The 17,913-nt window shown below is 68.1% G+C and carries 17 protein-coding genes and 1 pseudogene; 6 read left to right on the plus strand and 12 right to left on the minus strand.

What is annotated here, in order from left to right; genetic code table 11:
* The first annotated feature begins 121 nt into the window (after positions 1–121).
* Positions 122–1,099: a ribose-phosphate diphosphokinase gene (locus OHA18_RS30600; protein WP_328998793.1), complete on the plus strand. Its 978-nt coding sequence runs from the start codon at positions 122–124 to the stop codon at positions 1,097–1,099.
* A gap of 189 nt (positions 1,100–1,288) precedes the next feature.
* Here the strand turns inward: OHA18_RS30600 and OHA18_RS30605 are convergent.
* The 3 genes and pseudogenes from OHA18_RS30605 to OHA18_RS30615 form a co-directional block, all read right to left on the minus strand.
* Positions 1,289–1,786, minus strand: a pseudogene (locus tag OHA18_RS30605) (transposase); the annotation flags it as partial.
* A gap of 167 nt (positions 1,787–1,953) precedes the next feature.
* Positions 1,954–2,364 (minus strand): DUF302 domain-containing protein, encoded by a 411-nt coding sequence (locus OHA18_RS30610; RefSeq protein WP_328998794.1) that lies wholly within the window; start codon positions 2,362–2,364, stop codon positions 1,954–1,956.
* 411 nt (positions 2,365–2,775) lie between these two features.
* The gene (locus OHA18_RS30615) at positions 2,776–3,381 is read right to left on the minus strand and encodes an ankyrin repeat domain-containing protein (RefSeq protein WP_328998795.1); all 606 of its coding nucleotides are present in this window, start codon (positions 3,379–3,381) and stop codon (positions 2,776–2,778) included.
* A gap of 64 nt (positions 3,382–3,445) precedes the next feature.
* On the opposite strand from OHA18_RS30615, the gene OHA18_RS30620 reads away from it, so the two are divergent.
* A complete protein-coding gene (locus OHA18_RS30620; RefSeq protein ID WP_328998796.1) occupies positions 3,446–4,081 on the plus strand; it encodes a hypothetical protein in 636 nt (211 codons plus the stop codon).
* A gap of 279 nt (positions 4,082–4,360) precedes the next feature.
* Positions 4,361–5,269: a phosphotransferase family protein gene (locus OHA18_RS30625; RefSeq protein ID WP_328998797.1), complete on the plus strand. Its 909-nt coding sequence runs from the start codon at positions 4,361–4,363 to the stop codon at positions 5,267–5,269.
* 4 nt (positions 5,270–5,273) lie between these two features.
* On the opposite strand, the gene OHA18_RS30630 is transcribed toward OHA18_RS30625, so the two are convergent.
* Both OHA18_RS30630 and OHA18_RS30635 read right to left on the minus strand, forming a co-directional pair.
* Positions 5,274–6,053: an alpha/beta hydrolase gene (locus OHA18_RS30630; protein WP_328998798.1), complete on the minus strand. Its 780-nt coding sequence runs from the start codon at positions 6,051–6,053 to the stop codon at positions 5,274–5,276.
* 52 nt (positions 6,054–6,105) lie between these two features.
* Positions 6,106–6,651: a DUF2231 domain-containing protein gene (locus OHA18_RS30635; protein ID WP_328998799.1), complete on the minus strand. Its 546-nt coding sequence runs from the start codon at positions 6,649–6,651 to the stop codon at positions 6,106–6,108.
* A gap of 121 nt (positions 6,652–6,772) precedes the next feature.
* On the opposite strand from OHA18_RS30635, the gene OHA18_RS30640 reads away from it, so the two are divergent.
* Both OHA18_RS30640 and OHA18_RS30645 read left to right on the plus strand, forming a co-directional pair.
* Positions 6,773–7,894: a Gfo/Idh/MocA family protein gene (locus OHA18_RS30640; protein ID WP_328998800.1), complete on the plus strand. Its 1,122-nt coding sequence runs from the start codon at positions 6,773–6,775 to the stop codon at positions 7,892–7,894.
* Between the two features lie 72 nt (positions 7,895–7,966).
* Positions 7,967–8,491, plus strand: coding sequence for a hypothetical protein (locus OHA18_RS30645; RefSeq protein ID WP_328998801.1), 525 nt, complete (start codon positions 7,967–7,969; stop codon positions 8,489–8,491).
* Positions 8,492–8,504: 13 nt separating this feature from the next.
* Here OHA18_RS30645 and OHA18_RS30650 read toward each other — a convergent pair whose 3' ends face one another.
* Positions 8,505–9,755: a hypothetical protein gene (locus tag OHA18_RS30650; RefSeq protein ID WP_328998802.1), complete on the minus strand. Its 1,251-nt coding sequence runs from the start codon at positions 9,753–9,755 to the stop codon at positions 8,505–8,507.
* Positions 9,745–10,242 (minus strand): SigE family RNA polymerase sigma factor, encoded by a 498-nt coding sequence (locus OHA18_RS30655; RefSeq protein ID WP_328998803.1) that lies wholly within the window; start codon positions 10,240–10,242, stop codon positions 9,745–9,747. Before OHA18_RS30655 ends, OHA18_RS30650 begins: the two co-directional genes overlap by 11 nt.
* Before the next feature lie 130 nt (positions 10,243–10,372).
* On the opposite strand from OHA18_RS30655, the gene OHA18_RS30660 reads away from it, so the two are divergent.
* Complete coding sequence (locus OHA18_RS30660) at positions 10,373–11,443, plus strand: glycoside hydrolase family 172 protein (RefSeq protein WP_328998804.1); 1,071 nt, start codon at positions 10,373–10,375, stop codon at positions 11,441–11,443.
* Here the strand turns inward: OHA18_RS30660 and OHA18_RS30665 are convergent.
* The 5 genes from OHA18_RS30665 to thiO form a co-directional block, all read right to left on the minus strand.
* Positions 11,440–12,642 carry a glucoamylase gene (locus tag OHA18_RS30665; RefSeq protein WP_328998805.1) on the minus strand — a complete coding sequence of 401 codons (1,203 nt, stop codon included), beginning with the start codon at positions 12,640–12,642 and terminating at the stop codon, positions 11,440–11,442. The two genes, OHA18_RS30660 and OHA18_RS30665, sit on opposite strands and share 4 nt — an antisense overlap.
* A 9-nt stretch (positions 12,643–12,651) precedes the next feature.
* Entirely contained in the window at positions 12,652–13,533 is an 882-nt protein-coding gene (locus OHA18_RS30670; RefSeq protein WP_328998806.1) for a DMT family transporter, read from the minus strand.
* Between the two features lie 43 nt (positions 13,534–13,576).
* Entirely contained in the window at positions 13,577–15,535 is a 1,959-nt protein-coding gene (gene pknB, locus OHA18_RS30675; protein ID WP_328998807.1) for a Stk1 family PASTA domain-containing Ser/Thr kinase, read from the minus strand.
* A 72-nt stretch (positions 15,536–15,607) separates the two neighbouring features.
* Positions 15,608–16,564, minus strand: coding sequence for a lytic transglycosylase domain-containing protein (locus OHA18_RS30680; protein ID WP_328998808.1), 957 nt, complete (start codon positions 16,562–16,564; stop codon positions 15,608–15,610).
* Positions 16,565–16,731: 167 nt separating this feature from the next.
* Complete coding sequence (gene thiO / locus OHA18_RS30685; protein WP_328998809.1) at positions 16,732–17,871, minus strand: glycine oxidase ThiO; 1,140 nt, start codon at positions 17,869–17,871, stop codon at positions 16,732–16,734.
* Positions 17,872–17,913 lie beyond the last annotated feature (42 nt).

Here is a 17,913-nt window from a genome sequence, read left to right on the forward strand (position 1 = left end):
AAACCCGCCCAAGTGTTGAGCTTTCGGCTCGATGCCGTCGCTGCTCGATGCCCTCGGCACTGTCGGCGGGGATCCGCCAGGTAGGCTGCAGCTGTCGGGGTCGCAGCGTTCGGGGAGAGCCGTGCGAGAGATCGTCGTGTTCAGCGGAAGTGCCCACACCGTGCTGGCGGAGCAGATCTGTAAAGATCTCGGCGTACCGCTTTCGCCGGTCGAGATCCATCGTTTCAGCAACGACTGCCTGCAGGTCCAACTTCAGGCGAACTGTCGGCAACGAGACGTGTACATCGTGCAACCACTGGTGCCGCCGACGCAGGAGCACCTGATGGAGCTGCTGCTGATGATCGACGCCGCGCGCGGTGCGTCGGCCCAGCAGATCACCGCGGTCATCCCGCACTACGCGTACGCACGGTCCGACAAGAAGGACGCGTCCCGCATCTCGATCGGCGGTCGCCTCGTCGCGGACATGCTGACGACGGCCGGCGCCAATCGCGTGCTGACGATGGCATTGCACGCGCCGCAGGTCCACGGGTTCTTCTCCGTACCGGTCGATCACCTGACCGCGATCGGCGTACTCGCCGACCACTTCCGCGGCCGCGACCTCAGCGACACCGTGGTCGTCAGCCCCGACCTGGGCAACGCGAAAACCGCGACTCAGTTCGCCCGGTTGCTGGGCACGCCCGTCGCTGCCGGCAGCAAGCAGCGGCTGGCCGACGACCGCGTCGTCATCGACGCCATCGTCGGCGACGTCGCCGGCAAACGCGCCATCATCCTCGACGACGAGATCGCCACCGGCGGCTCCATCATCGAACTCCTCGACCGCCTGAAGGACCTCGGCTGCACCCAAGCCGCCGTCGCCTGCACCCACGGCCTGTTTGCCGGCCCCGCCGTCGAACGGCTGCGGTCCCACCCCTCCATCACCGAAGTCATCAGCACAGACACCGTCCCGCGGCCCGACGGCTTCCCCGAACTCGAAGTCACCTCGGTCGCGGGCCTGTTCGCCGAAGCCATCAAACGCATCCACGACGGCGAATCAGTCAGCAGCCTCTTCGACGGCGTAGACCCCACCCACGCCCCACCCCAACCCAAACTCCCCTTCTGATACTGGGGTACTGCTACTCGGACGGCGCCCCGCGTTCAATCAGACCGTGATGGCTGGGAACTGTGAACGGCGAGGCTCAGGTTCCACTCGTTCGCATCGACGAGTGAAAGCGTGGTGGGCGTGCGGGCGCCGACGTCAACTGCCGTCGGGGGACTGTCAAACGAACGGTGTAACTCGGGTTGAAGAGGGTTAGTTGCGTCCGGCGGCGAGGCGGCCGTCGAAGGCGATCTCGAAGGCGTTGAGTGCGGGTTTCCAGCGCGTGGTCCAGCGTTAATGGCCGGTGCCGGTCGGGTCCAGGCTCATGACCGCGAGGTAGACGCACTTGAGTGCTGCTTGTTCGTTGGGGAAGTGGCCGCGGGCCTTGACCGCGCGGCGGATCCGGGCGTTCACGGACTCGATCGCGTTGGTCGAGCAGATCACTTTCCGGATTTCGGGGTCGAAGGCCAGGAATGTCACGAACTCGGCCCAGGCGTTGTCCCACAGCCGCACGATCGCCGGGTAACGCTGGCCCAGACCTCGGGCGAACCGCTCCTTGGCCGCGGCTTCGGTCGGGGCGGTGTAGACCGGCTTGAGAGCCTTGGCGATCGCGGCCCAATGCTGGCGGCCGGCGTAGCGGAAGCTGTTGCGGAGCAGGTGCACGATGCAGGTCTGGGTGATCGCCCGCGGCCAGGCGGTGCCGATCGCGTCCGCAGGAGCAGGTGCACGGCGCGCGTACGGGATCGTGGCGGCTCGAGTGCGACTACCACCTCGGTGGTTATACGAAGCGGATCGGAGAGTCGGATGGGCTCCGGCGTACGCCTCTTCCCGTCGTCTGGTCGTACTCGTCGATCAAGCCGGCGGGCGACTACGGGGCACTAATCTGACGCCGGGTCGGCGGCGAGTGCGTCGGTGAGTGCGTTGACGGCTGACAGGCCGGCAGCGGTCGTGGGGTCGAGGTTGTAGCGGTCGGCGATGGTCTCAGGGGAGTAGTAGCTGACTCGGGTTTCGCCGGCGTCGTCCCAGATGAGGAGCTTCAACGGGAGGTCCAGGCCGGCCAGTGGAGCGGCTGCCATGACAGGGGTGCCGACTGCCGGGTTGCCGAAGATGATCAGCACGGTGTCGCGGAGGCTCAGTCCGGCCGTCTGGGCCGCAGCCGCTTGGTCGATGGTCGCGAACACCATGACGCCCCTGGTATCGAGGAGCTCACGGAATCGCCCAGCCACCTCGGTGACAGACCCGGCGGCCGTCTTGGTCACCACGCCGTACGCCGACATCTCAGTCTCCATGATCGCGCTCTTCCTCCAGGTCTCGCCCTTCCGCATCAGCCGGATTTCGAACCAGCCGCGGTCCAGGACGCTACGCCTGCGACGGGTTGGGCAGGGTCACTCGTACCTGTGCGGCGACCCAGAGGTTGCCTGGGCCGATCTGTGTTACTGCCTGCGGCGTGACCGACTTGGGGTCGGTCAGGAGTGTGTGCGCTTCGCGATACTGGTACCGGAGGTCTTGCGTCCAGGCCGTGGATAGAGCTGCCGCGACTTGTTCGCCGGTGACGCCGGGATTTGCTGTCGCCGAGGCGTCGATCAGCCACTCACCTCGCTCGTCGTTGCTCCTCGAAGGCCTCTGGGCTCAACATGCCCCATAGTCTGCCGGTCCAGGTCGCGATCCGTCGGCAATCGGCAAATCGCTGTCGCGCTAGCTCAGTTTGTGGCTTCGGCGAGAAGGGTGAGGATGAGTTGTTGTTCGGCTTTTGCGGCCTCGGAGCCGGAGCCGCCGCGGCCTGTTGGGTGGTGGGCGAGGTCGGTGGGGGTTGAGCCGTTGTTGTTGGGTAGGCCGGGGTCTGCGCCGGCCTGCAGGAGCTGGGCCACGGCGGGGGAGCAGCGGTTTCTGACGGCTCGGTGTAGCGGAGTGACACCGCCGAGGGCGGGTGCGTTCGGGTCGGCGCCGGCAGCTATCAGGAACTTGATGATTGCTCGCTGGCGGGCGGGGTCCCAGGTTGTCGAGTCGGGAGCACCGATGGTTGCGGCGTGCAGGGGTTCGGCGCCACGGCGGTTCTTGGCGCGGATGTCTGCGCCGTGGGCCAGCAGCTCCCGGGCGACATCGACGTCGTACGTGAAGGCGGCGGCGTGCAGAGCGGTGTCGCCTTCGTAGAGCTGAGCGTGGCGCTCGGGGATGAAGAACTCGTCCTGGCGCGACAGGCGCGCGGTTGCCAACGACGGCGCGGCCTCGAGGGACGACCTCACGAGCCGATCGTCGCCTACAGCTATCGCTACCAGCAGGCCGGGAAGGTCTTCGACATCAGCCATATCGCACGGTACCTCTCCCTCAGCAACCCGAGCCGCTTGCGGACGGGCTCGGTATCGTCAGGTTATGGCGGGTTGGGAGAGTCTGCGCGTGGACCTCCGGCGGCTGCGCGATGAGTCGCCGGGCGCGCTTGTCGTACTCCCGAACCCGGACAGCGAGCGGCACGAGCGGCGGTTCCGCATCGAGCTGGCTGCCTGGGCAACCGACATCGCGGCCACACTCAAGGCGAAGTACGGCGACGTCGTCGACCTGCGTGTTGGGGCCATGGCTTTTCCAACCAGACAGGTGTGGGTGAGCGAGCACGCGCGCCGGCTAACTGGAGCACCCGCTGCCCGCCTCGACGTACATGCTGTGTCTCCGTTGTCGGTGCGGAGCGGGTGGTTCGCACACAGGGACGTGCTGGTGACGAATCACGCGGACCAAATGCAGGTGCTTCTCACCAGCGGGGATCTGGGGTCGGCGGTGGTCGACAGTTCCGGCAAGGTCGTTGGTCGGTACGTCGGTCCGCGCGCGCTGCCGCGGGTGGAGTTCCCGATCGAACCCCATCAGAGCCGTACTGTGCCTGTCTTGATCGGCACCGCCTCGCTGGTGCCCGACTTGGGGTACGCCGTCCCGCCTGGACAGTGGGGGCTGGTCATCGCGCTACAGACCGACGTCGGCAACATGGTGTCGGCGCCGTTGGAGATCACCATTACGCCGTAGGACGAGGTGGATCTGAGCGAGCAGAGGCTCTCGCTGCGGAGGGCGGCGGGGACTGGGTTGTGTTGCATGGCGGCGCGACGGCGGTCTTCCGGGTGGGTCCAGGCGACAAGGGTCGACATCGAGAATCCCGAACTGCTGCGCCATGAGGTTCTCGCCGGGGTCCGTGCGCTGGACTGTCAAGCCGGGCAGCGGTTGGGTGTTGACGGGCATCGGAGCCTCCGGAGGGCTGCCGTGGAAATGGTCCGTTGTCAGTATTGCTTGGTGGTTAGGGTTGGTGGGGTGAGATGGCTGGCGGATGGGTCGGTGGGGGCGGTTGCCGGGGCGTTGAAGGAGGTTGCGCCTGGGCTCGAGGAGTACCCGATCGTCGTTCGTGAATCGGTGGGGGATGACCCCATGTGGTGGTCGGCGAGTGCGGTGGTGGGTGGGCGGTTCGTCGCGAAGTTTGCTTGGTCGCGACCTGCTGCGCTGCGGTTGGCGCATGAGATCGCCGTGCTGGCGGCGTTGGGCCGGGAGCCGGCGGTTTCGTTCCTGCCGGAGGTAGTTGCTAGCAGCACCGATCCGGTGTTCTTGGTGACTGCGCTGGCGCCGGGTGAGGCGTTGTTCGACGTGGTGGACTCGCTCGACCGGGATGAGCTGGGCCGGCAGCTTGCCGAGTTCCTGGCGGAGTTGCACGGTTCGGCGGGGCGTTTCGATGAGCTGCCCGCTGCGTCGATGCAGCCGGCCTCGACGGACGTCTTGCGCGAGCAGTTCGTGAAATGGGCTCGTCCCGATCAGCGTGCCGCCGTCATCAGATGGTGCGACTGGTCGGACGACGTACTGGCGACGCCGCGCCCGCAGGTCCTCGTGCACGGGGATCTGCACGGCGGGAATCAGGTGTGGGACGACGGGCAGCTTCGCGTGGTTGTGGATTTCGAGACCGCTGGGCTCGCTGAAGCGGAGTACGACCTGCGTGCCTTTCCTGGCACGGGTCCGGGCGTTGAGTTGCTGACGGCAACTATGCGGCAGTACGGGGAGATCACGGGCCGCGAGTTAGCGGTTGAGCGGGTGATGGCGTGGCATCTGCGTACGGCGCTCGCAGATGCACTGTGGCGGAGCGAGGCCGGCGTGCCGTTGCCGGATCACCGCACCCCGGAAGAGTGGGTCGACGATCTCGCGGACCGATTCGCCGCGCTAGGTATCGACGTCTGAGCCTCTACTTCGGTTCGAGGTTGTTAGCGGCGAGCCAGTCGTCGATGTGCGCCATGGTGGTCTGGAGAATCTCGCCGAACAGGATCATGTGGTCGGCGCCAAGGATCTCTTGGTACGTGGCCTTCTGGTACTTCGAGGCGGTCGCGCGGCAGACGGCCGGGACCACAGTGCGGTCCTGCGAGCCGCCGAAGATCAGGACCGGGCCGGAGACCGCGGCGTAGTCGACGCGGGATGCCTTGCGGCGGTCCAGTTGCGGGAACGCCATCTCGCAGTACGCGCGGCCTGATTCGGAGACGAGGTCCGCGTACAGCGCGCGGGAGGCCTCCATTGTCTGCGTGATCCGCCCGCCGACGTGGAACTTCTCCCAGGTCGGCTGGAGCGGCTTGGCCCAGGGACGCGGCTGGAGGTAGTGGCTCAGGAACAGGCGGCTCATGGACGGGTACATGGCGAAGATCCCCGCCGCCGGAGCCGGGCACACGCCGATCAGGCCGGCGTGCTTGGTCCGGGCCGCGACGAGTTGGGCCAGCAACCCACCCAGGGAATGCCCGAGGATCAACGGCGGCGAGTCGAGCGCCTCACACACCGAGACCAGATCGTCGGCGTAGTCAGTCAGGCTGAGCGTCGCGATCTGCGCCGAGCCTTCCTCAAGCGGCAGCTCGTGGTGGCGCAGCGTCGGCGTATGAACGACGAAACCACGGGCTTCGAACGCGGCCCGCGCCTCATGGAAGTGACTCCCGCGGCCCCAGGTCCCATGAATGAGGACGACATGCTCGACAACGCTCATGTCGCCGAAACCTATCCGACCGGAGTACGCCGCCGCACGTACCCGCGCAGTACTAGTTGCGCTCAGCCACGGAACCCCGGCGAGCAGTCCCGCGATGCAGAGCCAGATGGCCGCCGAGGAAGCCCGCACCCATCATGACCAGATTCCCGGCGGCGGCAAGCTTTCTCGCGCGCCGTTGCTGGCCGCGCAGGCGCGCGACGAGCGAGCCGGCGAAGAGGAACGTCGCGGTGTCCATGCCAAGCGCGTGGACCGCGCCGATCCTGCGTTCGTCACCTGACAATTCCCCCCAGTCGCCGGCACCCGAGAGAGCCGTCGGCAGCGACGCCAGCAATCCGAACCCGGTGAGGAGCGCCGCCCCGCGACGCGACTCGGACCCACCTGCCAGGTCGAGAAGGGACGCGCCGATCCAGCACCCGGTGGTCACCTCGGTCAGCGACGGATGCACCGAATGACCGAGCACGTCGGTGTGCAGCGGGGTACGTCGCACCCATTCGATCAGGGGCCCGTAAGCCAGCTCCTGGGCGCGGGCGACCCGCTCGGAGACGGAGCTTTCGCCGACCACGCGGACTGCGCGCTGCGGCCAGGATCTCGATGCCACGCTCTCAAAGTACGCGCACCGCCATCGCGCCTGGAAGCGCTGACCGACGCTTTGCCGGATGCGCCGGTGACAAGCGCGCGTGGGCAGGCCCGGCGTGCCGATGCGTGGGACGATTGTCTGTATGGCGGACTCGGTGCGGATGGGTGTTGTTGGGGCCGGGAGTATTTCGGTGCGCGGGCTTCTGCCGCACTTGAGCCAGGCGGACCTGGCGGGGCGCGTGACGCTTGCGGCGGTCTGTGATCCGGTGCCGGGGCGGGCGGATGCTGCGGCGGAGAAGTTCGGGGTGGCGCAGGGGTTCACGGAGTACGAGGATCTGCTGGCTCGGGGCGACGTGGACGCGGTGACGATCGCCTCGCCGATCGGGTTGCACTACGAGCAGGGCAAGCTTGCGTTGCAGGCGGGCAAGCACGTGCACTTCAACAAGACCATGACGATCACCGTCGCCGAGGCGACCGAGCTGATCGAGCTCGCGGCCGCCAACGACCTGCGGATCGTCGCCTCGCCGGGGGAGATGCTGCGCCCGCATCACCTCCGGACGCGTGAGCTGATCGCCGAGGGTGCGATCGGCGCGCTGTCGTGGGTGAGCTGCGGCGCGTCGTTCGGCACCTATCACGAGGACGAGTCCGTGCGCGGCGGCAACGACGTACTGAGCAACATCGATCCGTCGTGGTACTTCCGCAAGCCCGGCGGCGGACCGATGTACGACATGACCGTGTACGCACTGCATGCCGTGACCGGGATCCTCGGTCCGGCGAAGCGCGTCACGGCGATGTCCGGCGTACGGATCCCCGTCCGCACCAGCGGCGGCGTCGACGTCCGGACCGATGCCGACGACAACACCATCGTGCTGATCGACTTCGGCGACAACGTGTACTGCGTCGCGACCGGGACCGCCGCGGGCCCGATCCGAGGTGGCTTCGGCGGGGCGTACTACGGAACGGCGGGGACGATCGACGGGCTGCTGCTCAACGACGAGCCGTTCGACTTCCCCAACCGCAATCCCGCCGAGCTCTCACCGCGCGGCCCGGGCAACCAGGCCCTGCTTCCGCACGTGACCGGCGTACATCGCGATATCGAAGAGCAGCACGTGTACGAGGACGTCATGCAGCTGGTCGACTGGGTCCGCGACGGCACCCCGTCGATCGTCACCGCCGAACACGCCCGCCACGTCATCGACATCATCGAGTCCGCTTACCGAGCCGCCGCGACCGGCCAAACCCAGGACCTCACCACCACCTTCTGACCTAACCTGAACAGATGGCGTGCCCAGCGGTCGCCGGCGTACGACGGTCGGTGAACGTCTATCGTCTGCCGCATGCAATCTCTGTCTCCACGGGCGCGGGCGCTCGGTGCGGCCGTGCTCTGCCTGGTGATCGCCGTCGCGGCCGGACTCGCGGTTGACAGCCGGCTCGACCGGCACTGGATCCTGCGCGCGCTCACGGTCTTCCTCGCGGTGTGCTGCGCCGCGCTGCTGCTGACCGATCAGACCCGCCGGATCCGGCAGATCGTCACGGCGATCGGGCTGGCGATGTTCGGGCTGATCATCCCGTGGTCGCAGACCACGTGGTCGAAGCCGCCGGAGATCGAGTTCACCCTGCAGGTCGCGACCGACGCGAAGAACGCGGCCGAGAAGGCGTCCAGGAGCAGCGTCACGATCGCGGACGTGAAGTCTGCGGCCGAGGCGCGCGGTGGTGCCGTCGGCTCCTTCCCGACCGAGAAGAGCCCGCAGGTGCATGGCGCGGACGCGTTCCCGCTCATCGTCCGCGCCAAGCACGACCAGGGCCGCCCCTGGTCCTGCGTCACCTTCACCGGCACGAACGCCAAGGTCCGCGCCTGCTGAGAGTGCTGCCAGCTCAGCCGATCGCCGTTGAGGCGTCGAACCAGGTGCTGGGGGTTTTCGGGTGCTTCGTTACCTCCAGCGACTCGGCCACCCGTCGCAGGTCGTCCTTGGACGGGGTCTTGGCCAGGCTGACGATCTCGATGCTGGCGCCGTTTCCTTCGAGCCGGATCGTGTCGACCGGCTGCCGCTTGTCGAGCTTGGGCGGCGTGGACGGCTTGAGCTGCGAGTACTGGATCTGGCCGGTGTAGTAATAGGCCTTCATGCCGTGGATGATCGCGTCCGGCTTGAAGCGGTCCGGGTAGCGGCTCAGCAGGTTCCAGAACTGGTCGGTCGAGTAGCGGATCCTCAGGTCGTCACCCAGTGCCGGATCCCACACGCCGATGTTGGCACCGAGCGGCGGTCCGGAACGTGTGGGCGGCTTGTGCACGTAGCCGGTGGCCGGATTGCCGTCGCTCAGCAGCACGCTGAAGCTCTCGCCGCCGCCGGGGATGCCCTTCTCGTACGGGGCGTAGTCGATCTGGCGCGGAGTAACGCCTTGCGGCAGCTCGCCGAGCTTGACCGGGGAGCCGAGGCTGCCGGTCGGCGGTGCGAACGACTCGGCGAGGCTGCGAGACAGCGTCACGTTGGTGACCATCGCACCGTCGATCGTCGGCACCCGCACGGTCCCGAGCTTGCGCTGCGACTCGCAGCTGAGCAGTGCCCACACCCCGTCGACCGGCTGCCACGCGAGGGTCTTCTGTACGGCGGCGAACAGCGGGAAGCGATGCGCCTGGGGCGCCGGAAGGAACGGCTTGGCCGGGGTCGACGAGACGATCCACGCCTCGTGCCCGCTGATGTCGGTCGGCGTGCTGCCGGCCGGAATGGTGGCCGGATCGAAGTCGCCGTTGCGGTGCAGCTGAAGCTGGCAGAACGTCGGCCAGGTCTGCTGGACCACGTCGACCATCTCGTAGTCCTGGCGGTTCTGGGTGAACACCTGCCCGACCGCCTGGATGTTCTTCGGCAGGTTCAGGTCGACCCACCGCGACCAGGCGGTGTCGCGCTTGTCCTGGGTCGCGGAATCCGATCTGCCGTGCGAGATGACATGGGGTACGACGACGGCCGCGACCGCTGCGGTCGCGGTGACGACCGCGGTCGCCAGGATCGCCGTGGTACGACGGGGTCGGTACGCGCGCCCGGCTGTCAGGGCCGCGCGGATGTCGGCGGGATGTGGTGCCTGGTCGGCGAGGTGATCCATGGCCCCGCGGAGGTCTTCTTCAGTACGCATGGTGGACGTCCTCCGTCACACGGTTGCTGGTGAATTCGATGCGCAAGGTGGCTAGAGCTCGCGAGGCGTGAGCGCGGACGGTGCCTGACGAGCAGCCCATGGTTTCGGCGATTTCGGCATCGGTGAGGCCGCCGAAGTACCGCAGTACCAGGACGGCCCGCTGTCGCCGGGGAAGCTTGGCCAGCTCGCCGATGAGCTGGTCGCGGTCGGCGGCACGGTCGGCGTGATCGGGGATGCTGTCCGGTTCGATCTCGTCGCTCGGCACGTACCGGGACCACTTGCGGCGCCAGGACAGGTACTCGTTGACCGCCATCCGGCGCAGGTACGCCTCCGGGTGGTCCAGCGTGCCGATCCGGTCCCACTTCCGCTGCGCCTTGATCGCCACGTCCTGGACGACGTCCTCGGCCAGGTGCGGAGTGCCGCACAGCACGGTCGCGAACCGCAGCAGCGGCAGTAGACCGGTCCGGGTCCACTCGTCGAAGGTCACATCAACCCCTGTCCTGGCCGGGCAGGTGACCGGCCTTCACAAGTACAGACGACGCCGAGGTCCGATCTGCTGAGTCCACTTCATGGGCAATCGATTTCTCAGCGGACCTGACCGGGCCTAGGGTCGCGGTATGACTCTTGGGAATCTGACTGGCATCAGCGCGCTGGCCGATGTCGAGTCGCGCTCCATCAGCGCGGAGAACCCGACCGGCGAGCCCGGTCAGGGTGGGCGGCGGACCGAGGGGACCGGCGCGCACGCCGCCCGCGATCTCGGCCAGGGCTGGAAGGTCTCGCCGTCGATCGAGATCGGGCCGGGGGAGACCGCGACGCTGGCGGACATCGCCGGCTCCGGCTGCATCACCCACATCTGGCTCACCACGCACGTCGACCACTGGCGCCGGCTCGTACTGCGCGGATTCTGGGACGGCGACGCCGCGCCCGCGATCGAAACGCCGGTCGGCGACTTCTTCTGCTCCGGCTGGGGCAAGTTCGCCCAGGTGAGCTCGCTGCCCGTCGCGGTCAACCCGAACGGCGGATTCAACTGCTACTGGGAGATGCCGTTCGGCGAGCACGCCACGTTCACGCTGGAGAACACGCACGACGAGACAGTGGTTGTGTACTTCCAGGTGGACTACTGGCTCGGCGCAGTACCGGACAAGTCGGCGTACCTGCATACGCAGTGGCGGCGGAGCAATCCGCTCGAGTCGAAGACTGTCCACACCCTGCTGGACGGGGTCGAGGGTCCCGGTCACTACGTCGGCACCTACCTGGCCTGGGGCGTCAACAGCACGGGCTGGTGGGGCGAGGGTGAGGTGAAGTTCTACCTCGACGGCGACGACGAGTTCCCGACCATCTGCGGCACCGGCACCGAGGACTACTTCGGCGGCGCGTGGAACTTCGACGTACCCCACCTGGGCGGCTACACCGAGTTCAGTACGCCGTACCTCGGTATGCCGCAGGTGATCCGGCCGGACGGGCAGTACCAGAGCCAGCAGCGGTTCGGCATGTACCGCTTCCACCTGCCTGACCCGATCCGTTTCAAGGAGAAGCTGCGCGTCGACGTCCAGGCGCTCGGCTGGCGCTCCGGCGGTCGCTACCTGCCACTCCATGACGACATCTCCTCGACCGCGTTCTTCTACTCGGGCAAGACGAGTACGACGCGGCCGGACGCGCCGACGCACGACGTGATGGAGATCTGCTAGGGGACGGGCAGCGGATTCCGCAGCGCCGAGTCGGCGAGCACCACCAGCGCCGCGGTCCACGCAAGTGGCGCCTCGCCGGCCGGCTCCAGATCCCGGTTGACCTTCTCCGGCAGCGCGCCGGTGCTGGTGCGGTGCTGGTCGAGCCAGGACAGCAGTGTGTCCGCCGTGGCATGGTCTCCGCGCGCTGCGGCGCTCAACGCGAACAACGCAGTCTGAGGCGTCCAGGACACTCCATCCGCACGCCAGGATTCGCCTGGCGTCACTCCGCCGTTGGGTTGGGTCAGTGCCGCGTGCGCGTGGTCGATCGCGGTCGACACGACCTCCCGCGCCGTGGCGAACGGCGGACCGAGCACGGTCACGATCGCGTCGGCGCCGCCGCCGATGCCGATCGGCTCGACGCCCGGCTCCACGAAGCTCGTCGCCTCCGCCGGAGTGCGGGCATAGTCCGGCCCGAAGACCCGATCGGTGGCCGCCGACAACGTTTCGAGCGCGGACCGCCAGCGGGTCGCCTCGGCCGGGTGATGCTGGTCGGTGGCGATGTGGATCGCGGATCGGAGCCCGGTCAGCAGCGGGGCGACCGTGCCGAGCGTCAGCGCCTTCTCGCGCCGCTCCCAGTAGTCCGAGCTGGGTGCGGGCAGGCCGTCCGGTGCGAGCTCGGTGGCGATCTGGTCGGCCGACTCCCGGACCATGTCCCAGTACGTCGCGCCCGCCCGGCAGAACCAGGTAGCCCACAGCACCCAGCCAGAACCGTCGAGCTGCGCCGCGCGTCCGTCGTCGACGTGGTCCCCGTGCTCGGTGTACCGCGCCTGCCAGCGCCCGGTCGCCGGTCGGACGCTGTCGAGGAACGACAGCACCTTGAGCGCCTGGTCGTACTGACCGACCGCGCACCGGGCAACCGCGACGAACGACGCGTCCCGCGGCCAGACGTACCGCCACGGGCCGTCCCAGCCGGCCAGGGTGGCGCCGTTCGGGAGCGTGAGGCCGTCGAGGTCGGCCAGTGCGTGCCGCACCAGGTCGTCGTACTTCCCACTGTCGAGTGATGACTCGGCACGCATCGGCGCGCGGCCGGGGATGCCGTCGGCGACCAGACGGGGTTGCGGGTTGCGGACCAGATTGCTGATCGTCCCGGCGGCCAGGATCGCGAGCAGGACGGCGATCACGACGTACGGGAACCACCGGTGCCGGCCGCCCTCCCGCATGATCCCCTCCTACTGAGCCAGGTGCTGCACTTCCGCCTCGAACTTACGCCGCGGCGCCAGCTCGACCAGATACATCGCCGACACCACGAGTGCGCCGCCGACCAGCATCCGCCAGGTGAGGCTGTCGGAGCCGAACAGTACTGCGAACGTGGAGGCGAACACTGGCTCCATTGTCATCGCAATCGCGGCCCGCGTGGGAGTCAGGTGTGCCTGAGCCCACGTCTGGACGATCAGGGCGAGCGCTCCGGCCACCAAAGCCATGTAGACGACGCTGACCCAGTCGCGGCCGGTGCTCGGCACCGAGAACCCACCGGGCAGCGCGCCGATCCCGCAGACGCAGGTGATCACGATCATCTGCAGCGACGACAGCCCGAAGGCGTTCTTCGGGGTCGACCACGCGCCCAGCCCGATGATGTGCAGCGCGTACAGCCCGGCTGACGCCAGCGTCAGCAGCTCGCCGGTCCCAAGGGTGAGGCCGCGCAGTGACAGTACGCCGAGGCCGACCGTGGCGAGGACCACGGCGACCCAGGCCCAGCGGCCGATCTTGTGGCGCAGGATGACCGCGCCGAGCAGCGGGGTGAAGACGACGTACATGCCGGTGACGAAGCCGGACACGCTCGCCGACGTGTGCCGCAGACCCTCGGTCTGCACCAGCTGGGCGATGCCGTAGGTGATGCCGAGGGCAACGGCCCGGCCGCGGTCGAGGCGGCTCAGCTTGGAGATCGCCGGCGGGTGCACGAGCACCAGCGCCACCGAGGCGATCAGGAACCGCAACGCCAGGTAGTCGGCGACGTCCATCCTGGTGAGCAGGTCCTTGGTCAGGAAGAACGTCGACCCCCACGCCGCCGCGACCGCGAGCAGGGCGAGTACGGCGATGCGCGGGCGGTTCACGCCGGACATCTCATCAGAAGCCTTCACCAGAAGGCAAAACGGTCTACAGGACCGTGATCGTGATGGTGCTGCCTGGCTGGGCCTTCTTGCCGGCGCTGGGGCTCTGCGCGGCGACGATGTTCAGTCCGAGGTTGAACGGCGCCTTCTGCACCGTCACCTTGAAGCCGGCGTCGGTGAGGATCTTCTGCGCGTCGGCGGTGCTCTTCCGCTTCACGTCCGGTACGTCGACCAGCGGCGGGCCGAGCGAGACCACCAGTGTCACCTTGTCCTTGGCGAACAACGTGCCGCTGTTCGGGCTCTGGCTGATCACGTTGCCCTCGGCGACTTTCTCGTCGTACTGCGTGGTGCGGCTGACGACGAAGCCGAGTTTGCGTAGTGCCTTGTTCGCGTCGCGGTAGGACTTGCCGGTCCAGTCGGGGACGCCGATCGGCCGTTTGCCCTTGCTGACCGCGAAGTTGATCGCGGTCCCCGGCTTCACGACCGTGTTGAACCTGGGGCTGATCACGATCACCCGGCCCTGCGGCACGGTCTCGCTGTAGACCTCGCTGATCTGCCCCGTGATCAGCTTGATCGGGGACAGGGCCTGCTGCGCGGCCTCCAGCTGCAGACCGACGAGCTGCGGCACCCGGTAACGCTCCGGACCCTTCGAGACGGTGAGACCGATATCACCGTTCTTCCGGATCCGGTCGCCCGCGGCCGGGTCGGTCCCCATGACCTCACCCAGGGGCACGTCCTCCGAGTAGTCCTGGTTGTCGAGGCTGGTGTGCAGACCAACCTTTTCGGCCTCGGCAGCTGCGACGGCGGGCTCCATGGCGACCAGATTGGGCGTGGAGGTGTAGCGGTGGATGCCGTAGTACCAGGCCGCCGTCCCGATGCCGATCGCGGCAGCGAGGATCACGATCAGTGCGACCGGTCCGCGGCTCCGGTGGCGCTGCGGTGCCGGTACGGCGGATGGCTTGGCCGGAGCACCGGTCGGGCGACCACGGTCCACCGGTACGACGATGGTGTCGTGGCGGAGCGGTTCGCTGCCTGGCGGCGGCTCCCCGCGCGTGTAGCCGTCGTCGTACCCGCTGTCCTGCCGGATCTGCTGGATCGGCACGGTGAGGTCGCCGGTCAGCTCCGGATCGTCCGGCAGCCCCTCCTCGAGTGCGCTGCGCACGCGGTGCACCTGCCGACTGAACACACGTGCGTCAGTCGGCCGCAGGTCCCGATCACGCGCGGTGGCACGCTGCACGAGCGCATCGACGTACGGCGGGATGCTCGGCACCTCCAGCGACGGAGCGGGTACGTCGGCGTGGACGTGCGCGTACGCGACCTGGATCGGTGTGTCGCCGGAGTGGGGCTTGTTGCCGGTGAGCATCTCGTACAGGAGGATGCCGGCCGAGTACACGTCCGAGCGGGCGTCCGCACTGCCGTCGGTGACGAGCTCCGGTGCCAGATACGACACCGTGCCCATCAGGAGACCCTGCGTGGCGGTGTTGCCGCTTGCGCTGACCGCACGGGCCAGACCGAAGTCGGCGACCTTCACGGCACCCTTGTCGGAGATCAGCACGTTCTCGGGCTTGATGTCGCGGTGCACGATGCCCGCGTCGTGCGCGGCCGACAATGCGGACAGGACCGGTGTCAGCAGGTCCAGCGCGCGGGCTGGGGAGAGCGGCGCCTGCTCGCGGATGACGTCACGCAGTGTGCGGCCGGGCACGTACTCCATCGCCAGGAACAGCGTGCCGTCGTCGTCGCCCTGGTCGAAGACGGCCACCACGTTCGGGTTCGAGAGGCGGGCAGCGGCCCGGGCCTCGGCCACGAACCGCCGGGCGAACTGGGCGTCGTCACCCAGCCCGTCATGCATCACCTTGAGCGCGACGATCCGGTCCAGCCGGGTGTCCAGCGCCCGGTAGACGGTCGCCATACCGCCCTTCGCGACCCGCGAGTCCACGCGGTAGCGACCGTCGAGCACTCGCCCGACCAGGCGGTCGCTGACCTGCATGTCCACGTCGTCCGTCACTTGCGGTGAGCCGCCTCTCCAAACGTTCTGCTCAGAGAGTGTAGATAACGCCTCAGCGTGACCGCGCCAGGCTCACCGCAGCGGGTCCCACCCGCGCTCGAGCTGAGCCTTGATTCGGAGCACGTTCTGGACGTACAGCTTGGTGTCCGGATACACACCGTTCTTCTTCACGCCGCCGAGGCCCTGGTAGTAGCCGGCGACCGCGAGGTCGAGGCGGGCCGCGGCGGTCAGCCGGCTCAGCAGGACGACTCCGGCGGTGACGTTGTCCTGCGGCTTCAGCAGATCGAGCTTCCGGCCGACGATGCTCGAGGCGAACTTGCCGGTCGAGGGGATCACCTGCATCGCGCCGACCGCGTTGGCCGGGGAGACCACCCGCTGCTTCCAGCCGGACTCCTGCCAGCTCACCGCGAGCGCGAGCTCCGGGTCGACGCCGTACCGCTTCGAGGTGGTGACGATCAGTGACCGCATCTGCGGGCGGGTCGGCAGCTTGCGCTTCTTCAACGTCGCCCGGTTCCGGTTGGCGGCCGCGACGACGTGGTCGGCGTACGTCCGGCCGGCGAACGTGTTGTCGGTCCGCGTCTTCGCCTTCTTCTTGGGGTGCAGCTTGACCGGGACCTGCAGCGGCTTGCCGGCGTAGATGCGGTCGCCGGACCGCAGCCCGTTGGCGGCCAGCAGGTTGGCCTGGGAACACTTGAACCGCTTCGCGATCTTCGAGACGGTGTCGCCGCGTTTGACGACGTACGTCACCCGGCCGAGCTGGGAGCGTTTGCCCGGCTGCGCCTTCGAGGTCGTGGTGCCCTTGCCGGGGACCTTGAGGACCTCGCCGGCGTAGATCGCGTTGCCGTTACCGGGTAGCTGGTTCAGCGCGACCAGGGTCTTGACCGAGGTGCCGTAGCGGTCGGCGATGTGACTGAGGGTGTCACCGTCCTTGACCTTGTACGCGCCGAAGCCGGGTGAGCCGGCGGTGATCACGGCCGCGGTCAGGACCGGTACGGCGAGTCCGCTCAGCACCCGTAGGACCTTGTGCATGGCAACCATCTCCCCGTGTGACGTCTGTCGACCGTAAGCGCTGGTACAGATGTGACAACAGGGGGCCATGGGGTACGTGTTACGCCTGTAATGCAATGTTTACAATTCAAGCCTGAACTACATTGTTGTCGTTCACAAGCATTCCGGTTGCTGCGGGCAACTGTGAGTCAGCGCCCGAACCGGCTGGCGAGGAAGGGCTTCGCGAGGTCCGGCAGCGTCCCGGTGCGCACGGTGTCGGCCAGAACCTGTGCGGTGACCGGCGTCAGCAGGACGCCGTTCCGGTAGTGACCAGTTGCCCAGAGCAACCGATCCAGCCCGGACGGCCCGAGGATCGGTGCGTTGTCCGGAGTCGCGGGGCGGAGGCCGGCGATGGCCTCGACCAGTTCGAGCTCGTCGGTGATCGGCAGGACGGTCCGGGCATCACGCAGCAGCGCGAACACGCCGCCTGCCAGCACGCGGGTGTCGTAGCCGAGCTCGCTGGTGGTCGCGCCGACGACCAGCTCGCCGCCGGGCCGCGGCACCAGGTAGACCGAGAAGCCGCGAGCAGTAGCTCGTACGGTGTGCTGCAGGGCAGGGCGATAAGCCTCGGGGACTCGCAGCCGGAGTACCTCACCCTTCACCGGCCGCACCGGCGGACGGAGTTCCTCAGGTACGCCGTCCAGCTGCGACGACCACGGCCCGGTCGCAGCAATCACGTACCCCGCATGCACGGTGTCGCCGTTCTCGAGCAGTACGCCGGTAGCCGTCGTACCGGACGTGATCACGCGAGACACGCGCTGGCGGATGAGTTGGACGCCGGAGAGGTCGACGGCGCGCAGGAGAGTGGCGACTGCTTGCCTGTTGTCGACGGAGTGGTCGCCGGGCACCCAGACACCGCCGGAGACGCCGGTGGCGAGCAGTGGTTCGCGGCGGCGGGCGTCGCGACCGGACAGCTCCTCCACTTCGAGGCCGAGTCGCCGCTGGTAGTCGGCGAGCCTGCGGAGCGCGGCTGCGTCGTCGACGTCGTACGCGACCGAGAGCGTGCCGGTCCGATTCAGGCCGGCGGGCAGTCCGGTGAGTTCTTCCAGCTCGGCGGCGAACGCGGGCCAGGCATTCACTGAGGCCAGATTGAGGGCCAGCAGGTCGTCCTCGCCGTACTCCACCTCGGTGACCGGTGCCAGCATGCCGGCGGCGACGTTGGACGTCTGTGCACCAGGCGTGGGATCGCACACGACCACCTGGACACCGTCCGCGGCGAGTCGCCAGGCCGTCGCCAGACCGATCAGCCCGGCGCCGATGACGACCACATCGGATGTCAGCTCAGGCATGCCGTAGAGCCTACGTCTGCCCAGGCATGGCAGGCTTTGGGG

The organism is Kribbella sp. NBC_00709 (assembly GCF_036226565.1).
Lineage (GTDB): Bacteria > Actinomycetota > Actinomycetes > Propionibacteriales > Kribbellaceae > Kribbella.

What these genes read in the sequence shown, in the direction of transcription:
- OHA18_RS30640 (WP_328998800.1), top strand. Translation starts at nt 6,773, where the DNA reads ATGGCGGACTCGGTGCGGATGGGTGTTGTTGGGGCCGGGAGTATTTCG.
- OHA18_RS30630 (WP_328998798.1), bottom strand. Translation starts at nt 6,053, where the DNA reads ATGAGCGTTGTCGAGCATGTCGTCCTCATTCATGGGACCTGGGGCCGC.
- OHA18_RS30660 (WP_328998804.1), top strand. Translation starts at nt 10,373, where the DNA reads ATGACTCTTGGGAATCTGACTGGCATCAGCGCGCTGGCCGATGTCGAG.
- OHA18_RS30645 (WP_328998801.1), top strand. Translation starts at nt 7,967, where the DNA reads ATGCAATCTCTGTCTCCACGGGCGCGGGCGCTCGGTGCGGCCGTGCTC.
- thiO (WP_328998809.1), bottom strand. Translation starts at nt 17,871, where the DNA reads ATGCCTGAGCTGACATCCGATGTGGTCGTCATCGGCGCCGGGCTGATC.
- OHA18_RS30620 (WP_328998796.1), top strand. Translation starts at nt 3,446, where the DNA reads ATGGCGGGTTGGGAGAGTCTGCGCGTGGACCTCCGGCGGCTGCGCGAT.
- OHA18_RS30650 (WP_328998802.1), bottom strand. Translation starts at nt 9,755, where the DNA reads ATGCGTACTGAAGAAGACCTCCGCGGGGCCATGGATCACCTCGCCGAC.
- OHA18_RS30610 (WP_328998794.1), bottom strand. Translation starts at nt 2,364, where the DNA reads ATGGAGACTGAGATGTCGGCGTACGGCGTGGTGACCAAGACGGCCGCC.
- OHA18_RS30680 (WP_328998808.1), bottom strand. Translation starts at nt 16,564, where the DNA reads ATGCACAAGGTCCTACGGGTGCTGAGCGGACTCGCCGTACCGGTCCTG.
- OHA18_RS30665 (WP_328998805.1), bottom strand. Translation starts at nt 12,642, where the DNA reads ATGCGGGAGGGCGGCCGGCACCGGTGGTTCCCGTACGTCGTGATCGCC.
- OHA18_RS30615 (WP_328998795.1), bottom strand. Translation starts at nt 3,381, where the DNA reads ATGGCTGATGTCGAAGACCTTCCCGGCCTGCTGGTAGCGATAGCTGTA.